Source organism: Epilithonimonas xixisoli (genome assembly GCF_004365655.1).
Lineage (GTDB): Bacteria > Bacteroidota > Bacteroidia > Flavobacteriales > Weeksellaceae > Epilithonimonas > Epilithonimonas xixisoli.
On sequence record NZ_SOEO01000001.1, the window covers coordinates 780,462 to 797,610 of the forward strand.

General features: G+C 36.7%; 21 protein-coding genes. 4 read left to right on the top strand and 17 right to left on the bottom strand.

Going from position 1 to position 17,149, the window contains the following annotated elements; translation table 11 throughout:
• Window positions 1-28: 28 nt before the first annotated feature.
• From B0I22_RS03680 to B0I22_RS16225, 9 genes are all read right to left on the bottom strand, one after another.
• Window positions 29-703 (bottom strand): TonB-dependent receptor plug domain-containing protein, encoded by a 675-nt coding sequence (locus B0I22_RS03680; protein ID WP_133943304.1) that lies wholly within the window; start codon window positions 701-703, stop codon window positions 29-31.
• Window positions 704-815: 112 nt separating this feature from the next.
• A complete protein-coding gene (locus B0I22_RS03685) occupies window positions 816-1,517 on the bottom strand; it encodes a hypothetical protein (protein ID WP_133943305.1) in 702 nt (233 codons plus the stop codon).
• Window positions 1,518-1,802: 285 nt separating this feature from the next.
• Window positions 1,803-2,567, bottom strand: coding sequence for a Rossmann-fold NAD(P)-binding domain-containing protein (locus tag B0I22_RS03690; RefSeq protein WP_133943306.1), 765 nt, complete (start codon window positions 2,565-2,567; stop codon window positions 1,803-1,805).
• 74 nt (window positions 2,568-2,641) lie between these two features.
• Entirely contained in the window at window positions 2,642-2,902 is a 261-nt protein-coding gene (locus B0I22_RS03695) for a hypothetical protein (RefSeq protein WP_133943307.1), read from the bottom strand.
• A 66-nt stretch (window positions 2,903-2,968) separates the two neighbouring features.
• On the bottom strand, window positions 2,969-4,066 hold the full coding sequence (locus B0I22_RS03700) for a hypothetical protein (protein WP_133943308.1): 1,098 nt from the start codon (window positions 4,064-4,066) through the stop codon (window positions 2,969-2,971).
• 9 nt (window positions 4,067-4,075) lie between these two features.
• Window positions 4,076-6,061 carry a urocanate hydratase gene (locus B0I22_RS03705; RefSeq protein WP_133943309.1) on the bottom strand — a complete coding sequence of 662 codons (1,986 nt, stop codon included), beginning with the start codon at window positions 6,059-6,061 and terminating at the stop codon, window positions 4,076-4,078.
• Window positions 6,061-6,492 (bottom strand): hypothetical protein, encoded by a 432-nt coding sequence (locus B0I22_RS03710; RefSeq protein ID WP_133943310.1) that lies wholly within the window; start codon window positions 6,490-6,492, stop codon window positions 6,061-6,063. Before B0I22_RS03710 ends, B0I22_RS03705 begins: the two co-directional genes overlap by 1 nt.
• A gap of 194 nt (window positions 6,493-6,686) precedes the next feature.
• A complete protein-coding gene (locus B0I22_RS03715) occupies window positions 6,687-6,989 on the bottom strand; it encodes an endonuclease domain-containing protein (RefSeq protein WP_221411220.1) in 303 nt (100 codons plus the stop codon).
• A complete protein-coding gene (locus B0I22_RS16225) occupies window positions 6,937-7,104 on the bottom strand; it encodes a hypothetical protein (RefSeq protein WP_221411212.1) in 168 nt (55 codons plus the stop codon). Before B0I22_RS16225 ends, B0I22_RS03715 begins: the two co-directional genes overlap by 53 nt.
• Before the next feature lie 303 nt (window positions 7,105-7,407).
• On the opposite strand from B0I22_RS16225, the gene B0I22_RS03720 reads away from it, so the two are divergent.
• Complete coding sequence (locus B0I22_RS03720) at window positions 7,408-7,797, top strand: acyl-CoA thioesterase (protein WP_133943311.1); 390 nt, start codon at window positions 7,408-7,410, stop codon at window positions 7,795-7,797.
• A gap of 36 nt (window positions 7,798-7,833) precedes the next feature.
• On the opposite strand, the gene B0I22_RS03725 is transcribed toward B0I22_RS03720, so the two are convergent.
• The 4 genes from B0I22_RS03725 to B0I22_RS03740 form a co-directional block, all read right to left on the bottom strand.
• The gene (locus tag B0I22_RS03725) at window positions 7,834-8,133 is read right to left on the bottom strand and encodes a hypothetical protein (RefSeq protein ID WP_133943312.1); all 300 of its coding nucleotides are present in this window, start codon (window positions 8,131-8,133) and stop codon (window positions 7,834-7,836) included.
• A gap of 69 nt (window positions 8,134-8,202) precedes the next feature.
• Window positions 8,203-9,174 (bottom strand): 2-hydroxyacid dehydrogenase, encoded by a 972-nt coding sequence (locus B0I22_RS03730; RefSeq protein WP_133943313.1) that lies wholly within the window; start codon window positions 9,172-9,174, stop codon window positions 8,203-8,205.
• A gap of 240 nt (window positions 9,175-9,414) precedes the next feature.
• The gene (locus tag B0I22_RS03735) at window positions 9,415-10,092 is read right to left on the bottom strand and encodes a DedA family protein (RefSeq protein WP_133943314.1); all 678 of its coding nucleotides are present in this window, start codon (window positions 10,090-10,092) and stop codon (window positions 9,415-9,417) included.
• A gap of 91 nt (window positions 10,093-10,183) precedes the next feature.
• Window positions 10,184-11,464 (bottom strand): replication-associated recombination protein A, encoded by a 1,281-nt coding sequence (locus B0I22_RS03740; protein WP_133943315.1) that lies wholly within the window; start codon window positions 11,462-11,464, stop codon window positions 10,184-10,186.
• A gap of 163 nt (window positions 11,465-11,627) precedes the next feature.
• On the opposite strand from B0I22_RS03740, the gene B0I22_RS03745 reads away from it, so the two are divergent.
• The 3 genes from B0I22_RS03745 to B0I22_RS03755 all read left to right on the top strand — a co-directional run bounded on the left by B0I22_RS03745 (window position 11,628) and on the right by B0I22_RS03755 (window position 13,187).
• Window positions 11,628-12,332 carry a hypothetical protein gene (locus tag B0I22_RS03745; protein ID WP_133943316.1) on the top strand — a complete coding sequence of 235 codons (705 nt, stop codon included), beginning with the start codon at window positions 11,628-11,630 and terminating at the stop codon, window positions 12,330-12,332.
• A gap of 106 nt (window positions 12,333-12,438) precedes the next feature.
• Window positions 12,439-12,975: a DUF2975 domain-containing protein gene (locus B0I22_RS03750; RefSeq protein ID WP_133943317.1), complete on the top strand. Its 537-nt coding sequence runs from the start codon at window positions 12,439-12,441 to the stop codon at window positions 12,973-12,975.
• 2 nt (window positions 12,976-12,977) lie between these two features.
• A complete protein-coding gene (locus B0I22_RS03755) occupies window positions 12,978-13,187 on the top strand; it encodes a helix-turn-helix domain-containing protein (protein WP_133943318.1) in 210 nt (69 codons plus the stop codon).
• Here B0I22_RS03755 and B0I22_RS03760 read toward each other — a convergent pair.
• The 4 genes from B0I22_RS03760 to rlmN all read right to left on the bottom strand — a co-directional run bounded on the left by B0I22_RS03760 (window position 13,184) and on the right by rlmN (window position 17,059).
• Window positions 13,184-14,161: a polyprenyl synthetase family protein gene (locus B0I22_RS03760; protein ID WP_133943319.1), complete on the bottom strand. Its 978-nt coding sequence runs from the start codon at window positions 14,159-14,161 to the stop codon at window positions 13,184-13,186. The two genes, B0I22_RS03755 and B0I22_RS03760, sit on opposite strands and share 4 nt — an antisense overlap.
• A 286-nt stretch (window positions 14,162-14,447) precedes the next feature.
• Window positions 14,448-15,029, bottom strand: coding sequence for an LOG family protein (locus B0I22_RS03765; protein WP_133943320.1), 582 nt, complete (start codon window positions 15,027-15,029; stop codon window positions 14,448-14,450).
• 48 nt (window positions 15,030-15,077) lie between these two features.
• Window positions 15,078-15,956 carry a hypothetical protein gene (locus B0I22_RS03770; RefSeq protein ID WP_133943321.1) on the bottom strand — a complete coding sequence of 293 codons (879 nt, stop codon included), beginning with the start codon at window positions 15,954-15,956 and terminating at the stop codon, window positions 15,078-15,080.
• 68 nt (window positions 15,957-16,024) lie between these two features.
• A complete protein-coding gene (gene rlmN / locus B0I22_RS03775) occupies window positions 16,025-17,059 on the bottom strand; it encodes a dual-specificity RNA methyltransferase RlmN (protein ID WP_133943953.1) in 1,035 nt (344 codons plus the stop codon).
• Window positions 17,060-17,149: the final 90 nt, after the last annotated feature.

The window sequence follows — 17,149 nt, forward strand, 5'->3', positions numbered from 1 at the left end:
TTAGTAAACTGAAATATTCCATTTAAAATCAATCCGTAAAAAACTGTTTCCCCTTCAAACTAACAATCACAACCCCATTTTTCCCTTTCGCTCCATATTTGGAAGTAGCGTCTTTACCTTTTAAAACTTTGATATCCTTAATGTTCTTCGAATCAATCTGCTGAAATTGTTTATTTGTAATAATTTTTCCATCTGCAACGTATAATGGTAGATTCTTTTCGTTGATGGATAAAGGCGCTCCAGTTCTGAAATGTTGCGTATTTGGATTCTGTCTATCAGCATCAGATATTGCGATCTTACCAAGTCTAAAGGGTGTATTCTGGTCTCTTTTAACAGGTTCTTTAGGAACTTGCACCTGAACGACTTCGCCAGTAATCTTGGTTGGAGAACTCGTTTTTACGGGCTGATTCACTTTCGGTTGCGTCTGTGCCGAGACTATACCTCCGGACGTGAGGACAAATCCAACGGCAAATTTTGCAAACAAGGAATTGATGAAAGAATAGCTGAGATTTCTGTCCAATTGATCCACTCGGAAACTGGCGCAGATGTTGGGGTTCTCGGAAAGATCTGTGATGATGTCCAGATCAGACGCGCTGGTGAAATCTCTCACACTTTTGGAACAGACTTGGCAGAATCTGCCTTTTTCCTCGGGCGTCATATTCGCCCAGTTTTCGTGACACGGTTTTGGGATGGTAACTTTCATAGCGGTGCATTTTTATAGTAAGATGCATTTTTAACTCCAAAGGTTGGAAATGACGTTGAAAATATTACCAATTAACCTTCAAAACTTGATGAAGTGCTGTCACAGAAAAGCCTCAATGGGAGATTCTGTACACATAGAGATTGACTTTGGCATTGGTAAGAAGTCCCAGATCCAATAAGCCATTGGAGTTAAGCGCAAAGGTCAAAGAGTCGCCCGTATTGAGTTCTACAATAGATTGGATGCTGGATGAGGTAACGGGAATGGAGGCGATTTCCAGAAACAAGATGGCAAGCCTGACTCCGTCAAAACTTTTTTCTTCCCAAAGAGAATTGTTTTTCAATAGCCCTAGTTTTTTCCCGCCGAGGAGTTCTACATTCACGCCGGATTCGAATTGTATTTCGTAATTTACCATATAGATTCCGGGTTTTGTAGCCGTGTAAACACCATTGTTAAATATTGCAGGATTTCCGAGTTTTGTGTCGGATGTGCCTGTGAGACTTAGTTTTTGCCAACCTCCCCCTAGATTTAGATTTAGCAAAGACCAATTTCCGGTTCTGGTGGCGTAGTATGCTGTATTTCTTTGTGAAAGATAGTTGCTGCTCACCTCCTTGATAGCGCCATCGCCAGCTACAGAGTTGTCTCTTATGAGAAAAGAATGATCTGGGTTGATGGTTTCTACATTCGCAACGGTTCTTATGGTGAGATCACCGTTGATGTCCAGTGTAGATTTAGGATTGTCTGTATTGATGCCGACTTGTGCACGTGTGATGGTGGCCAATAGAATCAAACCAAAAAAATAGAATTGCTTTTTCATAATCTGTAGTTTTTCGAATTAATATGAGCTTGCCAGGATATATTGATTAAAACAAATTTCTGATCTTGCTTGTACGACTTTATCGATCCTTTTTTACGAAGACTTGGTTCAATACGTTGTACTTGCAAGGCAAAGTTTGCGAAAAAAAGCAAATGATAATTCCGTAGAAATACCGCATTTTATCATTAATGAAAAATACCTATTGCGTTGGCAATGAGTTGTGTTAATGAAAAAAAACCTGCTGGTATGCAGGTTTTGAGTTGTATAGATTTGAGTTTTACTATTCTAAAGATGGAAATATCTTGGGTCGGGATATTGGAATTCAAAATCGAAATCTGCAATCAGTTTTGCGGGCGAGATGGTTCTGCCTATGGGAGTTCGTTCGCCAGAGTAGGAGAGTCCTTTTTGAGCGTTGATAACTTCCTCTTTGTTCGGATGGATGGGCGCTACGATGTTGTAAACCTGGGACTCGGAATTGTTGTCCAGCATTTTTTCCACCGCGGAACAAATATCAGCGTAATGAATGTGGTTCACCAGCAAATCGAGATTCGAGATATTGTAATTCTTGAGAAGCCTTTGGTCGCCCATCAAGCCTGCTAATCTCAGAATATTGGTTTGGGGAAATTGTTCTAAAATGAAATTTTCACTTTCTACTTCCTGCGCCGGTTTGTCAGCTTCTGTGAAATTTTGTTCGGTCTCCGGATAGACGCCAGTGGAGCTGAGTAGGAACAGCTGACCTTTGTAATCGCCGAGGAAATTGAGAAGGTTTTGGCGTTTGTCATTCATCTGAATCTGTGCCCCTCGAAGTCCGGAAAACGGAACGCTGATGATAATGGCGTCTAAGTCTTTTGCGACATCCCACGGTTTCATCTCAGGGTCTAGTTTGTCTGGAAAATTCACTAAAGTAGCGTGGTAGCCTTTGGCGCTGAGGTCTTTTGCTTTGGAAGGGGTGGTAGTGGTTGCGAAGATGTTGTATCGGTTGGATAGTCTTTCTGCGATGTGATTTCCAAGCCAGCCGAAGCCGATGATTCCTAGGTTTTTGTTCATCATTTTTTTATTTTATCTTAAAAGGAATTCACGAACCTTTCGTTTTCATTTGAATTTTAACTTTTTAGTGATTAATATTATTTAAAATTTTCTATAGTTTTATGTAAAGATTCTAGAACCTCTTTTTTGGTTTCATTGCTCCAAATTTTAGGATCTACGTATTGCGCAATAATTAGTAATTCTTCTGGCGTAAATCGCTTGTCTTTAAGCTTCTTGAAAAAAGTTGGTTTTTTGATTCCAGATTTTTCTATGATAAAGGATAATTTGACTGGAGAATTTTTAAGAATTTCATCAATATTGTTTTGAATTTCGATGTATTTTTGGATTTCTGCTATCATTATTTTATGTTTTGTGTCTCATTATGTGATACAAATTTAATAAAAATTTGACAACGATCGTGATAATTAATGAGAGTTAATCTCTAAAGAATTTCTAAAAACCTCGAATTTAACTAATTCATATATTTTTTGCCAATTTTCATCAAATAAATTTCCTTTTAATACAATTCTTCCATTCTTTAATTTATCAGAAATACTGGGACTTAATAAAAATTCATTTTTGTCTCCAATAAATACTTTTTTGCCGACATTTTTTTCTGTGAATTTCACTAAAATGTTTTTACCATAATCATTCAAAAAAAGAGAAATGTAGAAAAGGTTGTCTTCATAAATTTCTTCATTTTTATGGCCTTCAAAATAAAATCCCTCGACAGAATTGATAAGCTTATTTTCCAGGTTATCAGATTTTCTAACAAAAAATAATTTTGAAAAAATATCGAAATCTTTTCCTGGGTTTAATAGAAAAGTAACATTTCTTGAATCAAAACATTTAGACTTTTGGTAATAATCCAGAATAGGAATTGAAACATCTTTATAGATTAACAGATGGTTATTTTCCTTCTTCAAATAATTGTTTTTAACCAAATTGTTATTTTCATTCAAGAAGCAATGATGAATTTTTTCTAATTCTATTTCATCAATTGCTTCGTGAAAAAACAATCGACTATTAAAGAAAATAGTTTTTGTTTTTTCTAAATTTTCTTTATTGATGAAGTTAATTGTAAATTGATTATAATCGGTTTGGGTAATTTTAAAACCTCTAATTTCATTATCAATCAATATTTTTTCTAAAAATTCAGAATCAAAATTTACTTGAACTATTTTCTTATATAAGCTGAGTAAATTTCCATTTTGCATTTCGAAAGATAATGAATCTCGTTGTTTTTTCTCCAAATCGGATAAATTTCGCTTCTCTTTTTCACTAATTTTAAATTCATTTTTTAAAACAGAATCTAAAATGTTGACATAATTATAATTCAAAGAATTTTGTGTAATAGAGTCTGCCTTCCTAAAAGCATTCAGAACAAATTCATTTTTTGCATTGTTTCTGATAAAGCTAGAAAGAAAATGTTTTTCATTGAACTTCAGTTTCAAAACATAATCTGTTTGGGAGAAAAAGAAATTGAAAATAAAAAATGTGATTAAGAAATATATTTTTTTCATTTGTTAAATTTAAAACAAACTCTCATCCACAAAATTCGGCAACGTCACCTTCAAATTCGGTTCAGCTTCCATTGCTCTTTTAATTGCGAAAACAGCACCTTCATTTCTTGCCCAGCTTCGTCGGGAAATTCCGTTGTTGACGTCCCAGAAAAGCATTGATTTTAATCTTCTGTCGGCATCATCGCTTCCATCGAGCAACATCCCGAAACCACCGTTGATGACTTCGCCCCAACCAACGCCACCACCGTTGTGAATACTCACCCAGGTCGCCCCACGGAAACTGTCGCCAATCACATTGTGAATCGCCATATCTGCCGTAAATCTCGAGCCGTCATAAATATTGGAAGTCTCTCTGTAGGGCGAATCCGTACCCGAAACATCGTGATGGTCTCTTCCCAAAACCACCGCTCCGATTTCTCCGTTGGCAATGGCTTTGTTGAAGGCTTCAGCGATTTTCATTCTTCCTTCGGCATCGGCATACAGAATTCTCGCTTGCGAACCAACGACCAGATTGTTTTCCTGAGCGCCCTTAATCCACGTGATATTGTCTTTCATCTGCTGTTGGATTTCTTCGGGCGATGTTTTAATCATTTCTTCTAAAACGGCACACGCAATATCATCGGTTTTCTGCAAATCTTCCGGTTTTCCGCTGGTACAAACCCAACGGAACGGCCCGAAACCGTAATCAAAACACATCGGTCCCATAATATCCTGAACGTAACTCGGGTATTTGAACTCCCTTCCAATCGTAGGATTTTCTGACATTACATCAGCTCCGGCTCTGGAGGCTTCGAGTAAAAAAGCATTTCCATAATCGAAGAAATAAGTTCCTTTTGCTGTATGTCTGTTGATGGCGGAAGCGTGTCTTCTCAAGGTTTCCTGAACTTTTTCTTTAAATAAATCAGGGTTTTCTGCCATCATCGTATTGGATTCCTCAAAGGTTTGCCCGACCGGATAATAACCGCCCGCCCAAGGATTGTGCAGTGAAGTCTGGTCTGAACCGATATCGATTCTTAAATTTTCTTCATCAAATTTCTCCCAGATATCGACGATGTTTCCAAGGTAAGCCAAAGAAACCGTTTCCTGATTTTCCTGAGCTTTTCTTACTCTTGCCACCAGTTCATCCAGATTTTCGTGGATTTCATTCACCCACTTCTGTTCGTGACGGATTTTGGTAATCTTTGGATTCACTTCTGCAATCACCGTAATACAGCCTGCGATATTTCCGGCTTTTGGCTGAGCGCCAGACATTCCGCCCAAACCTGAAGTGACAAATAATCCGCCTTTCGGTTCTTTATTGATTTTTCTAAAAGCATTCAAAACGGTAATCGTCGTTCCGTGCACAATTCCCTGCGGACCGATGTACATATAAGATCCGGCCGTCATTTGTCCGTACTGCGAAACACCCAGCGCATTGAATTTTTCCCAATCATCCGGCTTGGAATAATTTGGAATCATCATTCCGTTTGTCACTACGACTCTTGGCGCATCTTTGTGCGAAGGAAACAATCCCATCGGATGTCCGGAATACATTGTCAATGTCTGTTCGTCAGTCATTTCAGACAGGTATTTCATCGTCAGAAGATACTGCGCCCAATTGCTGAACACCGCACCGTTTCCACCGTACGTAATCAATTCGTGCGGATGTTGCGCCACGGCATAATCCAGATTGTTCTGAATCATCAGCATAATCGCTTTTGCTTGTTCGGATTTCCCTGGATATTCGGCAATGTCTCTTGCTTTCATCTCATAGTCGGGACGGAAGCGATACATATAAATTCTGCCGTATTTTTCCAGTTCTTCCCGAAATTCAGGCAACAATTCTGCGTGGAATTTGGGTTCGAAATAACGTAAAGCGTTTTTCAGAGCAAGTTTTTTCTCTTCGTCTGATAGGATTTCTTTACGTTTCGGCGCGTGATTGATTTGGGTTTCGTATGGTTTTGGTTGAGGTAATTCGGAGGGAATACCTTGTTGGATTTGTTGTTGGAAAGTCATTACTTAGGTGATAGTTGTTGGTTGATAGTTGATGGCTTTTTTATGGTTTTAAAGATATTTAAAATGAAAAACATAAAACCAAAAATTGTGAATGGAATTAGAATTCTATTTTCAGAATTATTAGAAAGTAAAATGTAGTTTAAAATAAATATAATGAAATGAACTATAGAATATAGAAAATCTGTAAATCTTCCAATCAGAAAAATGATAAAATAGCTTAAAAGATATATTGGATACGTAAAAAGGAAAAAAGAACCGGTATAAATTGGGTTTCTCAAAATTCCATCAATATCAATTCCTCCAAAATTAATAGTTTTATTGACACCATAAGTTCCCACGGCTCCTTTTGCTGATAAAAAGTAAAATATAATTAATAGTAAAAGCGGAGTTAGGAATAGAGAAAATAGATATTTTTTAAAAACTTTTTTCATAATGAAGTTTCGATTTTCAAAGTTTTAAAGATATTCAATTTGAAAAATATACAATAATGAATTGAGAAAAAATTCCCCTCCCTTGGAGGGGAGAAATTTGAAATTGTAAATTTCAGATTTAGGGGGTGGTCAATTATGCGGAATCACCCCGTCTTCTCCCTTTGGTCGAATCCCCCATTTATAGGAGGAGAATTTTAGCATCTGTAATTTTCAATAATAAAATCCTCCAATTCTTTCATTACCAATGTCAAATTATTCTTCACATCAAAATCTGTAATTCTGAATATTTTCAATCCCAGAGATTCCAAATAAGTTTGTCTTATTCCATCATAAACTTGTTTTTCGTCGTGACTTGAACCATCGATTTCAATGATTAGTCCAAGCGTTTTTACATAAAAATCGACAATATAGTTTCCTATAATTCTTTGTCTGTCAAAATCGATGTCATGAAATGTTCTTGCACGAACTTGGTTCCAGAAAAGAACTTCGCTTAGGATTCCGGCTTGGCGTTTTCCGCTTAATAATTTTTTTCAGGTGAGGATTGTAGGGTAGATGTTCTACGAAGTTTCTAAGGATGGGAATTCCGTTGATTTGGGTTAGGATTTCATTCATTTGTTTATGTTTTTTTGATTGACCACCCCGATAATTTACCTTTGGTAAACCATCGAACTTCCAAAGGAGAGGAATTTTCTAATAGGATGTCAGAATCTAATTTAATAATTTTTCATATAACAATTCCTAAAACCTATATTTGCACCATCAAAAAAATGGGTGAATCGTGTGCAATCCACGAGCTGTCGCGCAACCGTGATTCATTTGAATGAGAAGTCGGATCCCCAAAAACTTTCGCGATTTGAAGTAGAAATTCAATTTTCTATTCATTTCAATGTTTAATATTAATTCTAAAAAAAAGAAATGAATTACGAAACCCAAATTCAGGAATCAGAAACCCACGTTTTCAAAGTTGTTTTTCCTAATACAACCAATCATCACAACACAATGTTTGGCGGAAAAGTAATGGAAATGATGGATGAAGTGGCGTTTATGACAGCAACAAGATTTGCCAGAAAATCATTCGTAACCGTGAGTTGTGACAGAATCGATTTCAAAAAACCAATTCCTGCTGATACTTTGGTTGAGTTGATTGGGAAAGTAAAATATGTGGGCAACACCAGCGTAAAAGTGAATGTCGAGATTTTTGTAGAAGAAATGTACAGAGATGTTCGTGAGAAAGCCGTTTCCGGGGATTTTACCTTGGTTGCAATTGATGAAAATAAAAAGCCGTCAAGAATTTTTGAAAACTAAAAACAAGAAAGCTTACCGATTTGGTAAGCTTTAATTTTATTCTACGATGTCGTCGTTTTCTTCTTCGTGGTCATCTTCATTATCGCTGGTGCTGTAATAATTATTTTCTTCGTCTGGCAATTGATTGGTGACCTGCTCAAAATTATCATCGTCTTCAGCGCCAGGAACGTCGAGTCCGAAAGGCATTTCGTCGTTAACTTGACTGGCATCTCGGATTGGATTTCCATCGCCATCCAGCGGAATATGCTTTTCTCTGTTGAAAATATCTTCGCCGGGATTGTAATTCAAATCTTCCAAATTTCTGTCTTGCTCATCTTTATTATTTTGCGTAATCATAATAATTTATTTTTTTGGTTAATGAATTACAGACAAATTTGATTCCAAGATTTCAATGTCAGAAGTTAATTATTCATAAACTTCAGGATTCACGATGGTTGGCATTTTCTCACCTTTACTAAAAGCTACCACGTTTTCTGATGCCAATTTGGACATTCCGCTTCTGGCTTCGATAGTTGCAGAACCGATGTGTGGCAAGATGCAAACGTTGGGAAGTTGGAGTAGTGGACTGTCACTTTCCATCGGTTCCGGATTCGTTACGTCCAAACCTGCACCCCAGATTTTTCCTGATTCTAAAGCCTCGTACAAATCTTTTTCATTATGAAATCCACCTCTTGCGGTGTTGATGAAAATAAGATTTGGTTTCATCTTTTCGAAAGTTTCTTTGTTGAAAATATCCGCTTGTTCCAGCGTGAAATTGGCGTGAATGCTTATTACATCAGATTTCTGAACAAGTTCTTCAAAAGAAACATATTTTGCATTCAGTTCTTTCTCAGCTTCTTCATTGTGATTTCTGTTGTGATAAATGATGTTCATTCCAAAAGCCGATTTGCATTTTTCAGCCATTTCGAAACCGATTCTTCCAAGTCCTAAAATTCCCAAAGTTTTTCCATACAATTCTTGACCGAGTTCTTCCAAAGCGTCGAAGTCTTTCCAGTTTCCTGATTTTACTTTTTCGATGTTATAATTGACTTTTCTGGAAACCATTTGCATCAATAGAAATGCAACGTCAGAAGTAGCTCTACTCAAAACATCTGGCGTGTTTCCAACTGGGATTTTTCGTTTTGTCGCTTCTGCAATATCGACTTGGTCAAATCCTACCGAAAATAGAGCAATCGCTTTTACATTGAGACAATTGTCGAAAAAGTCTTTGTCATATTTGTTCTTGCCGACATTCAAAATGATGTCTGCTTTTTTACAGTTTTCCAACCATTCTTCGTGGCTTGGATTATCGTTTTCTGAAGTGATGATTTCCAGATTGTTTTCTTTTAAAATATCGATTCCGATTTGTGGAATTCTTTTGTTGATGAATACTTTCATTTCTTATTTTTTATTGATGTTCAATTTTATGTAGAAAATTTCTACTGATGAAAAAAACCGCAGCCCGACTTGAGCGGAAATCCTTTTTTGCTTGTACTCAATTTCTATTTAATTAAGAAAAGTTCTGCAAAAAAGATTGGGAGCGGAAGGCGGAAAAGCTGCCCAAATATTACTTTTTAAAATACAAAAACCGGAAATAGCTCTCCGGTTTATATGTTGTTTTTATATTGCAATCAAAAATTATTCCTGCGTTGGTCTTTCTTTGTCTTTTGTGAAAAAGAATTTGATGATAATTGGAAGTGTAGTCACCAAAACAATAATCAGAATGATGATTTCCAGTTTTTTCTTCAAATCTATTCCGAACTGATCCATAAACAATTTGTCGAGATAATGTCCCGCAAAAATCATACTGAATGACCACAAAACTGCGCCTACAACATTGTAGAGGAAGAATTTTGGTTTGTCCATCTTCACAATTCCTGCAACGATGGGAGAGAAGGTTCTCACAATCGGAAGAAATCTAGAAAGAATAACCGCAACTGCGCCGTGCTCTTCGAAGAAATCGTGCGCTTTAAAAAGGTATTTTTTCTTGAAAAAGAATGAGTCTTTTCTTTCGTACAACAATGGTCCGCTTTTGTATCCAAACCAGTAACCGATTTCGTTTCCAATGATTGCGGCAATGGCTACGGCTGTTGCCAAAATGGTTGTATCCAGAAAATCTGATCCTGTGGAACCAAATGTTGTGTCAATAATTGAAACGGCATAAATTCCCGAGATGAAAAGCAAGCTGTCGCCGGGTAAAAAGAAACCGACGAAAAGTCCTGTTTCTGCAAAAATGATGAATAAAATGAGCCAAAATCCACCCAAATGGATGTAAAATTCGGGGTTCAATAAGTCTTTCCAGCTTTGGTATTCCATAAATTATAAGTCTGCGGCAAATATATTAAAAGCAATCTGAATTAATCTGTTAAAAATAAATATTTAGGATTATTTAACGTAACCACGATGTTTAGTCATATTTGTCGCCCCATTTATCTTTAAGTTGTTCCTTGATTTTTTTCTCCGTTGAGTTGTTAGCCGGTTCATAAAATGCAGTTCCCTTGATTTCGTCTGGCAAAAATTCCAAATCGACAAAATTTCCCTCATAAGAATGAGCGTATTGGTAATCTTTTCCGTAGTCCAAATCCTTCATCAGTTTGGTTGGCGCATTTCTGAGATGGAGGGGAACTGGGAGATTTCCTGTTTTTTTGACGAAAGCCATCGCTTCGTTTATTGCATTGTAGGTGGAGTTGCTTTTTGGTGAAACGGCAAGGTAAACTGCGGTTTCACTTAGAATAATTCTAGCTTCCGGATTTCCGATAACGTTTATGGCTTGGAAACAATTGTTTGCCATTACCAAAGCATTCGGATTTGCCAAACCAATATCTTCGGCCGCCAAAATCATCATTCTTCGGGCAATGAATTTGATGTCTTCGCCGCCAACCAGCATTCTCGCGAGCCAATAGACGGCGCCATTTGGATCTGAGCCTCGCATCGATTTGATGAAGGCTGAGATAATGTCGTAATGTTGTTCTCCATTTTTGTCATAGAGCGCCATATTTTCCTGCAGTACAGAAAGAACATCTTTGTCCGAAATCTTATTTTTCTTCGCAGATTTGAATTGATTCAAAACCAACTCGATGGAATTAATCAATTTTCTTGCATCGCCTCCGGAATATTGGATGAAAGCTTGTTTCTCTTCTAATGAAAATTTGGTGTTGTAGATTTCATTGTATTTAGAAACAGAAATGTCGGCGAGTTCTTCTAATTTTTCAAAAGTCAAAGCTTTCAAAATGTAAACCTGAGTTCTGGAAAGCAAAGCGGAAACCACTTCGAAACTTGGATTTTCTGTGGTTGCACCAATCAATACAATCCAGCCTTTTTCCACAGCGTGTAGCAAAGAATCCTGCTGAGATTTGTTGAATCTGTGGATTTCATCAATGAACAAAATCGGACTTTTTCCAGAAAAAAGATTCTGTTTTTTAGCTTCATCTATGACGTCTCTCACATCTTTCACGCCGGCAGAAACGGCTGACAATTTATAGAATTTGCGTCCGGATTTTTCAGAAATGATTTCTGCCAAAGTGGTTTTTCCAGTTCCTGGTGGTCCCCAAAAGATGAGAGAATTGATTGTGTCATTCTCCATCATCCGTTTTATAGTTCCAGATTTTCCTGTAAGATGTTCTTGTCCAAGGACTTCATCAAGGGTTTTGGGGCGTAGGATTTCGGCAAGTGGCGCATTATTCATAATTCAAAAATACAAAGTTTCTGTTGGAATAGATGATTTTGGATTGTTTATTGATAATCAATATTTAATATTGATATGTAAATTTTAATTTGTTATATTTACAAAATAGTTATTGAGATAAGGGTTTTCTGGTTTTATTGATTTTTATAATTTAAAAAGCTTAATCATGAAAATATTCAATTTTTTATCAATGACCTGCGCTTTTTTCTTTTCCGTTTCTGGTTCATCGCAGGTAGGTATTAACACTAGCAATCCGCAAGCAACATTGGATGTAAACGGAAATGTTATTATTAGAAACACGCCAGAGACGGTGGTTTTGCCTGGTTACAAACTCTTGGTTGCTAATCAAAACTCTTTTGAAGTTGGTAAAGTGGATCCTTCGCTTTTTTTTACTGGCAGTAATTCCAATATTGCAAAAGCATCCGCATCTTCTGGGGTTTCTTTGCTGGAGCTGGATCTGAGTTTGCTGTATCCCGGTTGGAATTTGCTCAAGTTTGGGAATACTGAGATCAATCCTGCATTGTTCACTTCCACAACATCGGATTTCTATTACACGGTTCCCAATAAGGGAAAATATTTCATTCATCTGAACTTTAAAATCCGAACATTATTAACTCTGGGTGTTGCTACCAATTCTCAAATAGGGATTTTGAAAACGTCTGGAAACACAACCACTTTGATAGATTCCAAACCCTTGAGTGTGATTGGATTGACTTTGGCGAACGATTCTTTTGAAACCATCCATTCAATTTACGAGTTTGAAGCTGGCGACAGAATTAGATTTGTTTTCAACCGCGGACTCTTGAATCTTGGTTTGGGTCTTCTCAATAATTCTTCCGGAACTGTTTTGCTTTATAAAATGTCGGATTGATTTTATTGTGAAATTGTCATAAAATTTAATTTTAATGAAAAAAGAAAAATATTTATTGTTTTTCAATAAATATTTTTTGATATTTGCATCATTAAAAACAACAATTATGTCAAAAACAAACAACTTCGTCTTTTGGGCTTTATATGTTATCGCCTGGATTATATTCGTCGGCTTGTGTATTGAAGCTGGTGGATTGATTGTGAATTTCGTTTTCCATCTTTACAACCCAGAGATTATCCAAAATCTTTATCAAAAGTTGGATTTGATGGAACTCTATAAAAGCAATAGCTCGGCTTTTTACAATGTTTATAGCTTTATTCTCATCATTTCAATTTTGAAAGCTGTTCTTTTTTATACAGTAATCAGCTTGATGCACAAAATGAATTTAACCAAACCGTTTAGTGATTTTGTGGCAAAGAAAATTTCATTAGTTAGTTATTATGCGCTTTCAATTGGATTATTGAGCTATATTGCTCAACAAGTTGTTAAAAACTTGAGTCATCGCAGTTTTGTTCCCGACAATTTAAACCAATTTTTGGGAGATAGTGAAGCGTTTATTTTTATGGGCGCTGTGATTTATATTATCGCAGAGATTTTCAAAATAGGCGTCAAGTTACAGGAAGAAAACGATTTAACAGTTTAATTATGCCAATAATCGTAAATCTTGACGTGATGATGGCAAAGCGAAAAATGTCACTCAACGAACTTTCCGAAAAAGTAGATTTAACACTTTCGAACCTATCAATCCTGAAAACCGGAAAAGCAAAAGCTGTTCGTTTCAGTACTTTGGAAGCGATTTGTAAAGCTTTGGATTGTCAGCCAGCTGACATTTTGGAGTATCGAAAAGAAGATTAAAGTTTTCTGTTGATCACGTAGTCCAGCATCAGTTTCAACGATTCTTTCGCCTCATTATCAGGAAATTCTGCTAAGATTGCCAGCGCTTTTTGCTGGTAATCTTTCATTGTTTGGATGGCATAATCCATTCCGCCGGAAGATTTCACGAACTCAACGAGTTCACGCACTTTTTTAGAATCGTTGTTATAACGCTTTATCGTTGCGAAATATTTTTTGTAATTCTCAGGACTTGCGTTTTTCAAAGTGTAAATCAATGGCAAAGTCATCTTCTGTTCCTTGATGTCAATTCCAACCGGTTTCCCAATGATATTACTTGTTTGATAATCAAAAAGGTCGTCTTTAATTTGAAAAGCCATTCCCGTGTAAGTCCCAAATTCCTGCATTTTTTTAGCAGTCGCTTCGTCCACATTGTTGGATAGAACACCAACTTCACAACACGCCGCAATCAAAGTTGCAGTTTTCTGACGGATGATTTCGTAATAAACATCCTCAGTAATATCAAGTTTTCGTGCTTTTTCAAGTTGAAGCAATTCACCTTCAGACATTTCGCGGATCGTCCTTGCAATCACAGAAAGCAGATCATAATCCTTGTTGTCCGTAGAAAGCAAAACCGATTTTGAAAGCAAATAATCGCCCACCAAAACTGCAATTTTGTTCTTCCAAAGCGCATTGATAGAAAAGAAATTCCGACGTTTGAAACTCTCATCCACAACATCATCGTGCACCAAGGTCGCTGTATGGATTAGCTCAATCATACTTGCGCCACGGAAGGTTTTTTCATTCACGTCGCCCACCAGTTTTGCGCACAAAAACACAAACATTGGGCGCATCTGTTTCCCTTTTGTGGTCACGATGAAACGCGTGACTTTGTCCAATAGAGCAACATTACTTTTCATAGATTCATAAAACTTTTGCTCGAAAAGTTTCATTTCCTCAGAGATCGGCGCTTTGATTTGTTCTACTGTATTTGCCACTTTTTACGTTTAGGGATTATGTTTTTTTTGGAGCAAGACGATTGCTAATTCTTTTCACTTGTTCAACCCGCTTTCCGTTGCAATCTTTTTTTTGAAAAAATTGTCATTCTGAGGCTCTCGAAGAACAATTTTTTCAAAAAAAAGGATTTCCACTACAATCGGGGCTATGTTGAGGATTTTTCTATCGATTGACCAAAAAAACTATTCAGCAAATATAATTAATCTAAATCGTTATCAAGAAACAAAATAAAGACTTTTAGAGCCTTTTTGATTTTAATCACAAAAACTAAACACTTTCTTTACTAATCCATTTTGTAACGTCTGGCGCAACATAATTTTTCATCATATCGATAAGTTCATCAATATCACTGCTTACCAAAACCATATCTCGATTGATTTCTTTCAAAAATCCTTTGTCAACCATTGTTTGTATGAAAGTGATTAGAGAATCGTAGAAACCATCGGTGTTTAGAATTGCAATCGGTTTTTTGTGAAGTCCCAATTGTGCCCAAGTCAACATTTCGAAAAACTCTTCCAAAGTCCCAAAACCGCCTGGCAATGCAATCACACCATCACAAAGTTCGTTCATTTTGGTTTTTCTTTCGTGCATAGTTTCTACCAAAATAAGTTCAGTCAAGTTTTCGTGAGCAATCTCCTTTGACTTTAGAAAGTTAGGTAAAACACCAATGGCTTTTCCGCCATTATTCAAAACACCGTCCGCTACAGCGCCCATCAATCCTACATTTGCGCCACCGTAAACCAATTCGATTTGATATTTTGCTAATGTTTTTCCTAATAATGTCGCTTCTGATTTGTAAATTTCTTCCGTTCCAAAACTAGATCCGCAGAAGACTGTAACTCTTTTCATTTTCTATTAAAACTTGTTTCTCTTGATTTAAATAATTCTCAGAAGTAATTATTGCAATTCGCTGTAAGGAACAAAATAAAGACTTTGGGGCACTTTTTTGATTTTTATATCGAAACGTTCTCCCGAAATGTAAATTCCTTTTTCCGTTGCCGTAATTCCCTCAATTTGTCCAATATTGAAAGCTCTTCCAAGCGCATATTTTTTTAAAGGTTTATTGAAGAACAGATTTCCATTTTCATCCTTTTCGAAAATCATTAGAAAAACCCTCGCTTTCTTAGTGTAGCCAACAACGTACAATTTGTTATCGTAAAAAGAAGAATCCGTCACCACAAATCCTGTGTCAAAACTTTCCAATTTCTGAGCTGGTTGATTTTCAGATAGATTTGGATTGATGACGTAATGAGAAACAGTATTCGTAATCCATTCCTTCGTGAAAATATGAATATTTCCATCCAAGAAAATCATCGCTTCTGCATCAAAATTATTGTTGATATTCTTCGGCGTAAAATCCTCTTGTTCAGGATAATAAAATGGAATTGTTTTAATAGAATCTATAATTATTGAGTCATTCTTAAAAGGAACTTTATAAACTTTCAAATCCTTTCTCGTCCCAAGATTATTCCCAAATTCCCCGATGTAAAAATTTTCGGCATCATTCGTGATCGCTTCCCAGTCAATGTTTTTCAATCCAGTTTGAAAAGTTTTTTCGATGTAAGAACTTTCGGGTTTTATCTCGAAAATTTCGCTCGTATTTCCGCTGTCATTGAAGGAAAATATTCTGCCATCAAACTCAGTCAATCCAGAGCTTTCTCTCAAAGAATCACTTAGAACGGCGCTTTTGTATTTTTTGAGTTTTAGTTTTTGGGTTCTCTGAGCTGAGATTTGAAAACTCAGCAGAAGAAATAAGAGATGGAAAATCCTTTTCATATTTCGTAAAAATAAGAATTGATTTTTTGAAGAGGAAATTTGATGGATTAAAATTTTGTTAAGGAAGATTACTCCGCAGATTTGTTCGCCAATTGTCCACAAGCGGCGTCAATATCGCCACCACGGCTTTTTCTGACCATAATTGTGATGCCGGCTTTTTCCAATTCACGGACGTATTTTTCTTCCGCCTCAATACTTCTGTGGTCAAATTTTCCTTCGCCAATCGGATTGTACTGGATTAGGTTGACTTTGCTTGGAACTTGACGGCAATATCTGATCAAGGCTTTGATATCTTCGTCTCCATCGTTGATGCCTTTCCAAACGCAATATTCGAAAGTAATTGGCGAACCGGTTTTTTGATACCAATATTGAAGCGAATCCATAATGTCCGTCAAAGGAAATTTCTCTGAAAATGGCATAATATCATTTCGTTTATGCTCGATTGCGGAATGAAGAGAAAGTGCCAATTTGACTTTAATTTCTTCATCGGCCAGCATTTTTATCATCTTCGGAATTCCGGATGTGGAAACGGTAATTCTTCTCGGCGACATTCCAAGACCTTCCGGTTTTGTGATTTTATGAATGGCCTCGACAACGTTTTTGTAATTCATCATCGGTTCGCCCATTCCCATAAACACAATGTTCGTCAATGGTCTGTCAAAATATTCTTTGCTCTGTCTATCGATTAAGGCAACTTGATCCACGATTTCTGCGACTTCCAGATTCCGCATTCTTTTGAGTTTTGCCGTTGCGCAGAATTCGCAGTTCAAAGAACAGCCGACTTGTGAAGAAACGCAGGCTGTACTTCTAGATTCAGTGGGAATCAAAACAGATTCTACCATCAATCCATCGTGTAATTTCACACCGTTTTTGATAGTTCCGTCTGTTGATTTCTGCAACAGGTCGATAGAGATTGGATTGATGAAAAAATCACGCGTCAGATTTTCTCTCAACTCTTTGGAAAGATTCGTCATCTCATCAAAGGAATGCATATTCTTGCTCCAAAGCCAATCATAGACTTGTTTCGCACGGAATGGTTTTTCGCCGATCGTGCCAAAATAGTCTTTAAGTTGTTCAAGGGAAAGTGCGCGGATGTCCTTCAATGTCTGAGAATTTTTTTGCAAAGATAAGGTTTTTTGGATGAAGATTTTGGCGTGGGAGAGTGAGAACGTTATTATGACATTTGATGAAAT

Coding starts and splice junctions, on each gene's coding strand:
- B0I22_RS03690 (WP_133943306.1), bottom strand. CDS start 2,567: ATGATGAACAAAAACCTAGGAATCATCGGCTTCGGCTGGCTTGGAAAT.
- B0I22_RS03720 (WP_133943311.1), top strand. CDS start 7,408: ATGAATTACGAAACCCAAATTCAGGAATCAGAAACCCACGTTTTCAAA.
- B0I22_RS16225 (WP_221411212.1), bottom strand. CDS start 7,104: ATGAATGAAATCCTAACCCAAATCAACGGAATTCCCATCCTTAGAAAC.
- B0I22_RS03750 (WP_133943317.1), top strand. CDS start 12,439: ATGTCAAAAACAAACAACTTCGTCTTTTGGGCTTTATATGTTATCGCC.
- B0I22_RS03710 (WP_133943310.1), bottom strand. CDS start 6,492: ATGAAAAAAGTTTTTAAAAAATATCTATTTTCTCTATTCCTAACTCCG.
- B0I22_RS03770 (WP_133943321.1), bottom strand. CDS start 15,956: ATGAAAAGGATTTTCCATCTCTTATTTCTTCTGCTGAGTTTTCAAATC.
- B0I22_RS03755 (WP_133943318.1), top strand. CDS start 12,978: ATGCCAATAATCGTAAATCTTGACGTGATGATGGCAAAGCGAAAAATG.
- B0I22_RS03745 (WP_133943316.1), top strand. CDS start 11,628: ATGAAAATATTCAATTTTTTATCAATGACCTGCGCTTTTTTCTTTTCC.
- B0I22_RS03705 (WP_133943309.1), bottom strand. CDS start 6,061: ATGACTTTCCAACAACAAATCCAACAAGGTATTCCCTCCGAATTACCT.
- B0I22_RS03730 (WP_133943313.1), bottom strand. CDS start 9,174: ATGAAAGTATTCATCAACAAAAGAATTCCACAAATCGGAATCGATATT.
- B0I22_RS03765 (WP_133943320.1), bottom strand. CDS start 15,029: ATGAAAAGAGTTACAGTCTTCTGCGGATCTAGTTTTGGAACGGAAGAA.
- B0I22_RS03695 (WP_133943307.1), bottom strand. CDS start 2,902: ATGATAGCAGAAATCCAAAAATACATCGAAATTCAAAACAATATTGAT.
- B0I22_RS03725 (WP_133943312.1), bottom strand. CDS start 8,133: ATGATTACGCAAAATAATAAAGATGAGCAAGACAGAAATTTGGAAGAT.
- B0I22_RS03735 (WP_133943314.1), bottom strand. CDS start 10,092: ATGGAATACCAAAGCTGGAAAGACTTATTGAACCCCGAATTTTACATC.
- B0I22_RS03685 (WP_133943305.1), bottom strand. CDS start 1,517: ATGAAAAAGCAATTCTATTTTTTTGGTTTGATTCTATTGGCCACCATC.
- B0I22_RS03680 (WP_133943304.1), bottom strand. CDS start 703: ATGAAAGTTACCATCCCAAAACCGTGTCACGAAAACTGGGCGAATATG.
- B0I22_RS03700 (WP_133943308.1), bottom strand. CDS start 4,066: ATGAAAAAAATATATTTCTTAATCACATTTTTTATTTTCAATTTCTTT.